9 protein-coding genes are annotated in these 8,447 nt (G+C 35.7%); 1 reads left to right on the top strand and 8 read right to left on the bottom strand.

Features of this window, described 5'->3' with window-relative positions; translation table 11 throughout:
* Positions 1–200 precede the first annotated feature (200 nt).
* The 8 genes from Q0A18_RS14535 to Q0A18_RS14500 form a co-directional block, all read right to left on the bottom strand.
* A complete protein-coding gene (locus Q0A18_RS14535) occupies positions 201–1,196 on the bottom strand; it encodes a carboxymuconolactone decarboxylase family protein (protein ID WP_292010882.1) in 996 nt (331 codons plus the stop codon).
* A gap of 71 nt (positions 1,197–1,267) precedes the next feature.
* Entirely contained in the window at positions 1,268–1,687 is a 420-nt protein-coding gene (locus Q0A18_RS14530; RefSeq protein WP_292010881.1) for a cupin domain-containing protein, read from the bottom strand.
* Positions 1,688–1,792: 105 nt separating this feature from the next.
* Positions 1,793–2,359 (bottom strand): DapH/DapD/GlmU-related protein, encoded by a 567-nt coding sequence (locus tag Q0A18_RS14525; RefSeq protein ID WP_292010880.1) that lies wholly within the window; start codon positions 2,357–2,359, stop codon positions 1,793–1,795.
* A 66-nt stretch (positions 2,360–2,425) separates the two neighbouring features.
* The gene (locus Q0A18_RS14520; RefSeq protein WP_292010879.1) at positions 2,426–3,481 is read right to left on the bottom strand and encodes an alpha/beta hydrolase; all 1,056 of its coding nucleotides are present in this window, start codon (positions 3,479–3,481) and stop codon (positions 2,426–2,428) included.
* Between the two features lie 89 nt (positions 3,482–3,570).
* Positions 3,571–4,449 (bottom strand): helix-turn-helix domain-containing protein, encoded by an 879-nt coding sequence (locus Q0A18_RS14515; protein ID WP_292010878.1) that lies wholly within the window; start codon positions 4,447–4,449, stop codon positions 3,571–3,573.
* A gap of 390 nt (positions 4,450–4,839) precedes the next feature.
* Positions 4,840–5,937 (bottom strand): ionic transporter y4hA, encoded by a 1,098-nt coding sequence (locus Q0A18_RS14510; protein ID WP_292010877.1) that lies wholly within the window; start codon positions 5,935–5,937, stop codon positions 4,840–4,842.
* A 40-nt stretch (positions 5,938–5,977) separates the two neighbouring features.
* Positions 5,978–6,436, bottom strand: a complete 459-nt coding sequence (locus Q0A18_RS14505; protein ID WP_292010876.1) for a MaoC family dehydratase — start codon at positions 6,434–6,436, stop codon at positions 5,978–5,980.
* 241 nt (positions 6,437–6,677) lie between these two features.
* Entirely contained in the window at positions 6,678–6,872 is a 195-nt protein-coding gene (locus tag Q0A18_RS14500) for a cold-shock protein (protein WP_292010875.1), read from the bottom strand.
* Positions 6,873–7,441: 569 nt separating this feature from the next.
* Between Q0A18_RS14500 and Q0A18_RS14495 the strand changes: the two genes are divergently transcribed.
* On the top strand, positions 7,442–8,383 hold the full coding sequence (locus Q0A18_RS14495) for a beta-1,6-N-acetylglucosaminyltransferase (protein WP_292010874.1): 942 nt from the start codon (positions 7,442–7,444) through the stop codon (positions 8,381–8,383).
* Positions 8,384–8,447 lie beyond the last annotated feature (64 nt).

The following is an 8,447-nucleotide window of genomic DNA, read 5'->3' as shown; positions in this document are numbered from 1 at the left end:
TTTTAAGAGAGTTTATAAAAAAAATATCCTTAAAAGTGTCTAACTTTTTAGGGGAAGTTCACTTTCGTTGGGATTTTTAAGCAAAAAAATACTACGATTTTGTGCCTTCCCTTCTTCAGAATTATTATCTGCAAATCAGATTTTGCTGCCGAAGGTCTCTACTGAAAGTCTTGTTGATCTATCCCGAAGGAATGATAGCATTATAGCTTTTCAAAAATCCTAGACATTGTCTCTTTGTCAAGGCTTTCCATATCAACTAATTTCAGGGATTTTACCATTTTCAAAGTCGAAGTTTTATAATGCTGGAAATGTGGTGTCTGCAAATGAAACTGATACGCCTCCTTGTCAGCATAGATTTCTACAATTCTTATCTGACCAGGATTTTCCTTTTGATACATCGGAAAAATAGCGATTACTCCCTTCTCAAGCTTTACCGAAGCCGAAGCTTCTTCTTTCAGAATCGAGTTATATTCTTCTAAAAACTCAGGGACAATTTCAATTTCGGAAATACGGACCATCATATCATTTTCGATAATTGGAACAAGGGGCTTTCCTATAATTTTCCGAACCGTATTGGCCTGAGTTTTATTGACAGATTCCTGTATCAAATCAGCCAGCTGTGTTAATTGATCTTCAGTAATACCGGTATTTTTTCCCATACTGATATGCGATTGCAGCTGTCCTTCTACTCCGTCTAAGGAAGCCAAAGCTGAAATAGTCACCAATTCTCTTTGTTTGTAAGTGAGGACATCGCTCACAAAAATATCGGCAAATAAATGCTCTTTCAGAAAAGCATCAATTCGTGGAGCAAATTCTCCAAACCCTTGCGCCGGTTTTGATTGTGGAGTTTTTGTCAGCTCTTCAAGTGTTTTTCTACCCTGTTCGTATCTATCAACAACATTATTTTCAATGATAATTTTCTTGCCTTCGATATCATTGATCCCATTTGATTTTCTTTCATCTAACACTGTTCTAAAAGTATTGATCGCATTCAGGCTTCTAGGAAAACCGCAGTATGCATATAACTGAACCAATACTTCTTTAATTTCATTAATCGTCAAACCTGAATCTAAACCGGCATTCAACTGAATTTTCAAAGCTTCAAGATTTCCGATAGCAGTTAATGAAGAAATCTTCACCAGACTCTGTTCACCAGCATTCAAATGCGGATTGAATTTATTCTCCTGTGCATTCATTTTTGTACTACTTAGTGTGAGAACAAAAAGAATTATCCATTGCAGAAATTTGTTTTTGTCCATCATAAACATTATTTCTTATTGGCTTCAGCAAATTCTTCATCCGAAACAGCTTCCAGCCAGGTATTTTTATTAGTCTGCGGATTACCGTTCGTTGCTAAATGCGAAAACCAGCTTTCGGCAGTCGCGCCGTGCCAGTGCTCCACATCCGGAGCAATTTCCACAATATCACCGGGCTTTAAACGGCGTGCAGGTTTCCCTCTTTCCTGATATAAACCTTCGCCACCCACCACAATCAAAAGCTGGCCGCCTGTATGGCTGTGCCAATTGTTGCGGCAGCCCGGTTCAAATGTAACATTGGAAAGGGGAACATTCAAATCTTTATTGTTTGTAAGAGGCGCCAGATAGGATTTACCAATAAAGTACTGTGCAAAAGCCGTGTTTTCTTCACCTGTAGGAAAATCACTTATTTCAGGGATATGTGTATTCATTTTGTTTGATTTTAGTTTATTTAAATTTAGTTTATTTTGTGCGATTAGAGTTGGGCTGAACGCTAAAAGAATAATGATTATATATTTCATTAATTTATATCTGAGTTATGATTCAATTGTTTTAATGATTTTTGCAGGAATTCCTCCCACCACTACATTATCCGGAACATCTTTTGAAACCACGGCTCCGGCAGCAACCACAGCATTTTCACCAATCGTAACTCCCGGAAGAATGGTTGCATTGGCTCCTATCCACGCATTTTTTTTGATATGAATAGACTTACCTGTTAATCCTTTTCTATGTTGGGGTTCTAACGGATGATTTTCAGTGATCAAGCTTACTTTCGGACCAATTAGAACATCATCTTCAATGGTAATTCCGCCCAGTGTAAGAAATGTACAGTCGAAATTGATGAATACATTTTTACCGATGTGAAGATGCTTTCCGTAGTTGATATAAATAGGTGTAAACACCGCAACATTCTCCAATTCTTCACCTACAATCTCACTTAATATTTTTAAAATCTCATTCGGTTCTGTGGAATTATTGAGTTGAATCAATTGTTTCTTAACCTCATAAGAAGCTTCCCGTAGTTTGTGAATTTCCGGGTCGTCGGGCATTGCTGTTTCACCATTTTTAAGTCTGGTAAAAATATCCTGGTTAAATCTCATTTGTCAATACATAAAGATGCCAAATCCGCCATTTTAACAAGCGGATCCAGCTATTGCAATATTCAATTATTTTAAATTTGTTCTGAAAAAATTATCCAGTTTTTCAAAAGGAATCACATCCACTCTGTCATATAAATCTACATGAACCGCATTCGGTATAATCATCAGCTCTTTCGGTTCCTCCGCCATTTTGTAAATATCCTCACTCATATATCTGGAGTGTGCATTTTCCCCGGCAATCAGAAGCATAGGTCTCGGGGAAATTTCTTTGATATAACTCAATAGTACCGAGTTGGCAAAAGCCATAGAATTGGTTTTCGTCCAGCCTTTATTGGAATTTAAAGAACGTTTGTGATAGCCTCTTGGTGTTTTATAATAATCAAAATAATCTTTTACAAACTGAGGTTCATCACCGTTTAATTTTTCCGGTAAATGGGTTGTGGGATATTCAGGCGTTTCGTTCTCTGCATCAACCCAACGTTGCAGACTCATTGTTTCGAAAGCTTTGGTACGTTCTTCCTGAGTCATTTTATCGTAATACCCTTTAGCGCTTACTCTTGAAATGTCATAAGCACTCGTCGTTGCTACTGCTTTCACCCGTTTGTCGGCAATAGTTGCATTCAACGCAAAAGTTGCAAAGCCGCAGATTCCGATAATTCCGATTTTATTTCGGTCTACATTATTTTGAAGCCCTAAGAAATCCACTGCCGCACTGAAATCTTCCGTATTCATATCAGGTGAAGAAATATCTCTGGGCTCACCCCCACTTTCGCCTGTGTAAGAAGGATCAAAAGCAATAACGGCAAAACCTCTCTCTGCCATTTGATTGGCATATAAGCCTGAAGACTGTTCTTTCACCGCACCAAAAGGTCCACTGATTGCCAATGCAGCCAGTTTTTCATTTCCTGTATTTTTGGGAAGGTATAGATCTCCGGAAAGTGTAATTCCGTAACGGTTTTTGAAAGTAACCGCTTTACGGGTTACCTTATCACTAAGGGGGAAAGTATAATGTTCGTTTTGTTCTGTTGGATTCATTTTTATTGGATTTGATTTTTTATTCTGTGCAAATGCCTGTCCTATGAAAAGAAAGGACAAAGCCATCGCTGTTGTTACTATTTTCATACCTGAATTTTATTTAAAAATTACTGATACAAAATTAGAAACAACGAAGTGCTGACAGTTAATGATAATCAAACCAAAAATTAAGAAATTCAAACTTCCGTCAAACGAAATGCTTTTGGATTGGTTCCGGTTTGCTTTTTAAAGAAATTATTAAAATACGTGGGATAATCGAATCCGAGTGCGAAAGCTATTTCTGAGATATTCCAGTCGGTATGCTGCAGCAATGCTTTTGCTTCTGTGAGAATGCGTTCCGTGATATGTACCGTTGTTGATTTTCCTGTAACCTCCTTTACCGCACGATTAAGATAATTAACATGAACATTCAGGTTTTTCGCAAAATCCTGAGCCGATTTCAGCTGCAGAGACTGGTCTGTGGTTTCAATCGGGAATTGTCTTTCCAACAGTTCCAGAAAAACAGATGATAATCTTGATGACGCATTTTTATTCTGGTCAAAATCCTTTGCAGGTTCCAGCTTCAGAGATTCGTGAATAATAAGACTTATGTAATTGCGTATCAGCTCATCCTTGTAGATATAATCGCTTTCCTGCTCTGCGATCATCTTTTGAAAAATGGTATTGAGAAACTGTCTTTGTTCTTCGGTAATTTTCAGAACGGGAGTTCCGCCGATTTTAAAGAAAGAAGACTGCTGCAAGCTTTCGGAACGTTCGGAATTCCTGAAAAATTCCTCAGAAAAAAGAATGGTATAGCCTTTATACGTCGTTGAAATGGTTTCCCAGGAATACGGAATATGCGGGTTTCCGAAAAACAGCACAGTACCTTCCTGCTCAAAGCTTTTATCAGAATAATGAATTTTACTTTTCCCCGTCGTAAGACAGATTTTATAGAATTCCTTCCTGCTGTACACACGGGTTTCGTTGCCATCCTGCTCAATCTGAAACGCACGAAAACCTTTTAGTTTTAACTCTGTATTAAATTCCGAAACAACTCTTTTTACCTTCTCTTTCATTTTTCAAAGTTAAGAAAATCAAACCAAAAAGTAAGTATTGAAGATATAAACGTTATCGCTTACAAAAGTTCTACAAGGGACCAGCATTTTAATTGACTGTTTTTTCTTTGCAACCCAATTTACTAATCTTTCCAAAATTTTATTTGAAGTTAAATACTAGGAAGCATCAAGTAAAAAACTGAGGCTTTTCCGGAAGCTATAACGATTGTTGGTTAAAAAATAAATATCTGCTCTGCTTTTTAGGTCTGCAGCTATTCTTTGATATAAACGGTCTTCACCCACCTGCATTTATCTGTAAACTTAACGCGAAAGTTTTCATAAGGTTTTCTCTTTTATACATATAAAAATTACAAGTTTTACAGGTATCCCGGAAATTAATTTTACTGAATATTAAGGTACTATAGATATAAAAAGATAAATCAAAAAAATTCCTACCAAAACCACACCCTGCATAATATTAGTCTTACCTGTCGCAAGGGATACTGTAATAATAAACAGAGAAAGCCCCAAAAGCACCGTTGACTTAATATCTATTCCCAATGTCATTCGTATTCCTGAAATTACAGATATAATAGCAATCGCAGGAATACTTAATCCGATACTCGCCAATGCAGAACCAAATGCAAGATTTAATGAAGTCTGTATCTGATCATTCTTTGCCGCTCTGAAAGCAGCAAGCCCTTCCGGAAGAAGAACAATTCCCGCAATGATAACTCCGACTATTGATTTCGGGGCGCCCAATGAAATAACAATATTTTCTACATCCTTGGAAAGAAGTTTTGCCATCAGCACCACAATTCCCAAACATACAATCAATATAAAACAACTAACCAGCATTTTGCTTCGGGAGAGCTCCTCAGTATTGATTTGCTCTTGATAGTCTTCCAATAGTTTGTTTTGGGGTGATATGAAGAAGTTACGGTGCCTTATCGTCTGAACCATAGTGAATCCAAGATAAAGCGCCAGTGAAACAAGAGCAATAAAAAGTAGTTGGAAAGAAGTATACTCGCCTCCTTTATGGCTTACAGTATAATTTGGCAGGATAAGAACAAAAACAACCACCGCCGTGAGTGTTATCAAGGCTGTACTTACTCCCTGTAAAGTAAAAGCTTGTTCCCTGTATCTTAGCGATCCCATTACAATACAAATTCCTACTATTCCCGTAAGAATAATCATCACTGCTGCAAAAACAGTATCTCTGGCCAGAGTAACAGTCTCGAGACCTTCTGCACCCATCATAATAGAAATAATTAGCCCTACTTCTATCACTGTAATGGCAAATGCAAGAAGCAAAGTTCCATAAGGTTCACCTAATCTGTGAGCTATAACTTCAGAATGGTAAACTGCTGCCAGAACGCTTCCCAAAAGTAATACAGCTAAGAATAGCGAATAATATCCCGAAGAAAATAATGTGCTTGCAAAATAGAAGATCCAAGCTAAAACCGGAATAAAAATGGTCCACCGGGAAAGATATTTTTTTTTAATCATCTGTTTATATTTTATGTTGTTTAGTGTTCCATTTACTTCTTCATAAAAAATAGTACAGAAATACCACATCTCCTGTATAAGCTGGTTTTGCCTGGTCTTTAATTATCAACTTAGCTCCAACAACAACTTTTATAGTTCCTTTAAGGTCGTTTACAGTTCTAATAGTTGCCTCTAATCTTACTTCCTGATCAACTTTCACCGGCTCACCAAATCTGAGATTCTCTATCCCGTAATTGATTTCCATACTGATATTTCGTACTTCTGCAATCTGCTTCCAGAGATAGGGAATCAGTGAAAGCGTTAAATAACCGTGAGCAATGGTTGAATGGTAAGGACTCTCTGCTGCTGCTCTTTGTTCGTCAGTATGAATCCACTGATGATCTAAAGTGGCATCTGCAAACCGGTTGATCTGATTCTGATCGATAATGTGCCATGAGGAAGTTCCGACGAAAGTTCCCTCAAGCAATTTATATTCATTAAAATTGTTGATAATAATCATTGTATTGTATATTATTTAACGGAAAAAATCCGATAAGAGATTTAATTTAAAGAAATTAGATAAAACCTATTATATCTTAAAAAAACCTCTCGCAAAAACAAGAGGCTAATGAACATGAAAAAAGATGTAACTTACATCAATATTTATTCAAACATATATTAAAACAATCAAGTTTGATATGAGTATGCTAATAGTGGTGCTTCGCCAACAAATTTTTAAGTATGTAATAAATAGCTGTAAACTATACCAGCTTCACATTGACAGCATTTAAACCTCTGTCGCCCTGTTGAACATCAAAATTCACTTTATCATTTTCACGAATCGACCCTGAAGCCAATCCTGAAGAATGTACAAATATATCCTTACTCCCATTTTCAGGAGAAATAAATCCGAAGCCTTTTGCTTCATTGAAAAATTTTACTGTGCCTTGTTGCATTGTAATTATTATTAAATTATATATGATCATCTGTAAACTTTACAGATTTATCCTTAAAATGTACCAAGCAGACATGGCAAAAACTATCATATTCTGGATATTTTCACCCCTATATTCATTTTACCTATGCAGAATAAAAATAAAGGGTACTACTTATCGGTTCTTTAGTCTGATCCTTTAGCTACACAGACTATCAGGATAATTAACTTTAGATTATTGAACCTTAGATAATTTTTTGCAGTCCCCTAATTTTCCATTGAATACATTTTTAAGAATTAAGTCACAAAATTTTCTTGAAATTTTAAATAACTTAAAAATTAGAAGTCTATTTGAAAGGATCAGTTGACAATCGGGCAGCTGAAAAAGCAAAACTGAATGATAAAAATTTGATTTAAATTATTGCAGAGTAGCAGAGGCAGGAACCTTTTTAATTGATACTTTGCAAAGGTATGTCAAAACAATTGAATATTAGCACAATATAATTAGCTGATTATCAAAAATATATTCGTAGCTTACGCACATGAATCTAAATTATTTGCAAAGTGTGGATGATTTTAAAATTCCATCACATGCAAACTACCTCACCCCTTACACAGTCCTTACCTCAAAAATCAGATAATAATCAATCTTCTCAAATTCGAATTGCTTATTTTATAATGGTACATCATAAACCGGACAATTTTAAGTTAATGTTTGAGAAAATTTATACCCGCGATCAGTTTTATCTCATTCATATAGACCGGAAGGCCAAAGAAAAGTTTACTGAGGAAATTCAGCAATATCTCATCCATTTCCCCAATGTATATATTCTCGAGAGCATGAATATTGTAGCAGGAGGATTCAGTATGATTCAGGCAGAGCTCAACGCCATGGAGTATTTACTTAATGCAGCCACTGAATGGGATTATTTCATTAACTTAAGCGGAGAAGACTATCCACTAAAATCACAGAATATTATCCGCCTGTTTCTTACAGCCAATAATGGCAGGAACTATATTTTCTATTATGACCAGAAATTTTACAGACCAGATACACTGCGCAGAATACAAAATCACTTTACCGAACTTACCCATAAAATTTCATCGCTGATCTACAAAAGAGATTTCATGGAAGGGGTTACACCTTACATTGGTGGTAAATGGTTTATTTTTACTAGAGAAACCTGCGCTTTTCTAACCAATAATAAAAGAGTTATGGACTTTGAAGACTATTTATTACCCGCAGAATCTTTCTTTCAGACAGTCCTTATGAATACGGCTTTCAAGGATATTATCGTAAATGATGATAAAAGGGCCTTTATTGAAAAACCATTTTTTAATAAAGATCAATATCAAGCTCAGCTTATAGAATCCTTGAAAATGAATAACCAACTTTTCATCCGAAAAATAAATAATAAAATTCATCAAAATATTATTAAATATATTGATGACACCTATATTCTTCCGCTTCCGTATGTTGATGAGATAGAAAGAGAATTAAAAAGAAATGAATGGGGTACCCAATATTCATAATAAGTTTTAAAAAATAAAAAATCAACCTTTCTTTTAATTCCTAATCATAATACCGGATAAGCAT

It is taken from the genome of Chryseobacterium sp. (assembly GCF_022712095.1).
Lineage (GTDB): Bacteria > Bacteroidota > Bacteroidia > Flavobacteriales > Weeksellaceae > Chryseobacterium.
Note: the sequence above shows the minus strand (reverse complement) of the source record. Positions and strands in the feature narration are given on the sequence as shown.

Excerpts from the sequence above, each read along its gene's own strand:
- Q0A18_RS14510 (WP_292010877.1), bottom strand. The coding sequence starts at position 5,937 with ATGATTAAAAAAAAATATCTTTCCCGGTGGACCATTTTTATTCCGGTT.
- Q0A18_RS14500 (WP_292010875.1), bottom strand. The coding sequence starts at position 6,872 with ATGCAACAAGGCACAGTAAAATTTTTCAATGAAGCAAAAGGCTTCGGA.
- Q0A18_RS14535 (WP_292010882.1), bottom strand. The coding sequence starts at position 1,196 with ATGAATGCACAGGAGAATAAATTCAATCCGCATTTGAATGCTGGTGAA.
- Q0A18_RS14530 (WP_292010881.1), bottom strand. The coding sequence starts at position 1,687 with ATGAATACACATATCCCTGAAATAAGTGATTTTCCTACAGGTGAAGAA.
- Q0A18_RS14495 (WP_292010874.1), top strand. The coding sequence starts at position 7,442 with ATGCAAACTACCTCACCCCTTACACAGTCCTTACCTCAAAAATCAGAT.
- Q0A18_RS14520 (WP_292010879.1), bottom strand. The coding sequence starts at position 3,481 with ATGAAAATAGTAACAACAGCGATGGCTTTGTCCTTTCTTTTCATAGGA.
- Q0A18_RS14505 (WP_292010876.1), bottom strand. The coding sequence starts at position 6,436 with ATGATTATTATCAACAATTTTAATGAATATAAATTGCTTGAGGGAACT.
- Q0A18_RS14515 (WP_292010878.1), bottom strand. The coding sequence starts at position 4,449 with ATGAAAGAGAAGGTAAAAAGAGTTGTTTCGGAATTTAATACAGAGTTA.
- Q0A18_RS14525 (WP_292010880.1), bottom strand. The coding sequence starts at position 2,359 with ATGAGATTTAACCAGGATATTTTTACCAGACTTAAAAATGGTGAAACA.